The organism is Acinetobacter sp. YH16044 (assembly GCF_013417145.1).
Classification (GTDB): domain Bacteria; phylum Pseudomonadota; class Gammaproteobacteria; order Pseudomonadales; family Moraxellaceae; genus Acinetobacter; species Acinetobacter amyesii.
In genome coordinates this window covers 1-1538 of sequence record NZ_VPEK01000134.1, presented here as the reverse complement: position 1 = coordinate 1538, position 1538 = coordinate 1, and the positions used below count along the sequence as shown (strand labels likewise).

General features: G+C 38.9%; 1 protein-coding gene. It reads right to left on the bottom strand.

The annotated features are described in order from the left end of the window. Positions 1-12 precede the first annotated feature (12 nt). Positions 13-1005: a hypothetical protein gene (locus FTV38_RS17490; RefSeq protein ID WP_180023043.1), complete on the bottom strand. Its 993-nt coding sequence runs from the start codon at positions 1003-1005 to the stop codon at positions 13-15. Positions 1006-1538 lie beyond the last annotated feature (533 nt).

Genomic DNA, 1538 nt, shown 5'->3' with positions numbered 1-1538 from the left:
TGAAAAAACATCCTATACCTCAATTTTATTGGATTTCTCCCTCTGTTTTTCGTGTTTTGTAATGAAAGCTTCCATTAATACAGTCACATAACAAGATTCAGCTTCTTGATACGGTGTATTGTTGGCAATCATATTTTTAATCTTTTTAATATATGAAAGCTTTAATGTCCTGGCTCCATGATCAAACCAGGGATGATTATACTTATCGTTGAATAAGCGTTTTTCCAGATGATACAAATTCCCAATCTGCTGACGTACCCCACGGTAGCCTAAATAGCCCTCCAAGGCCCGGAAATGGCGTTCAAAATAGGCTTTCTTCTCATCCAGACTGGCATTTTTTTCAATCAGGCTCTGAAACCGCAAAACGACCCTTTTCCCTTGTTCTAGTTGTTCCTTATAGGCTTTATCAGTCAGACGCCAGGTCCAGTCTGTAGCGTGTTTTTCGTTGGTCCAATTCTTGGCTTGAAGCTCTTTAATACTTTTTTTCGGCTTGGTCAGACGTACCAATTCATATTTACCAGAGCGGATTGGATCAACATCGCCGATATAGTTAAAAGATTCTGCACTTGGACAAATCTCAAAGATTCTACGGTTAATCTTCACTAAATCTTGTTTGTCTTTTTTATTCAAAACCTTTTGAGTTTTTTCATCAAATAAGAAAGCATCACTGGTTCGACAAAACAGGTAAGCCTCTACTTGCACTAAAAAACCAGGTTCATTTTTAGCAATTTTTTCCCAACACTCATTTTCACTCAGCCCTGGTAAATAACTATAACTGAAATTAACTAGCAAGCTAAAAACCGGCTCACTGTTCAATCTTCTCCGATAGGTTTGCTGAGCTGTTTCCAGTAAATGATAACGCTCAATCCATTTTGAAATCATACGGCTTGCTTCATCAGTATTCATATTCAATATGAATTTCTTAGCAACAAGATCATATTCGTTCGTCATCATTCCCATGACATGTTTTGTAAAATCTTTAGGAACATAGCTGTAATAAATCATTTTTTTATTACTCTTAAAGTGATTTTAATAAAGTGATTCTATAAGAGATTTATAAAAGATATTTATTAAAAATTCTATAAGAAATTCTTAAAGTCTCAAAAATGCAATTTTTGAGACTTTAAGCATGATTGCGAATCACCTTCGGAGATTCTATAAATAACAGTTCCCCAAAATGGGCTTGACGACCGCAACTTGATCAAATATAAAACTTTTAGGGTCTTTGATTTTTTGCGTGGACTGCCAATCCATGAGCCAATTCTTTTCTGTTTGGTTCCTGGGTTGCCTACCCATGAATCAGACACACTCCCCCTTCTTGAGGATTGCCAGTCTTTGAGAAGCTTTAGTGGTGAAGCTGCGTGCATGAGGAAACTCTAGCTGGCGCGGCTACACTAGGGGCTGGCGGGTGTGACTCCCGCTTTCTACCTGTTCACTCATTTTGATGAATGAACACCCTCCACTCCCAAGGTGGAGGTCAGTTGGGCGACAAGGACACGGGATCACGGTGACGTGGCGGTGGGAGGAACTTCCCTCCT

What these genes read in the sequence shown, in the direction of transcription:
- FTV38_RS17490 (WP_180023043.1), bottom strand. Translation starts at nt 1,005, where the DNA reads ATGATTTATTACAGCTATGTTCCTAAAGATTTTACAAAACATGTCATG.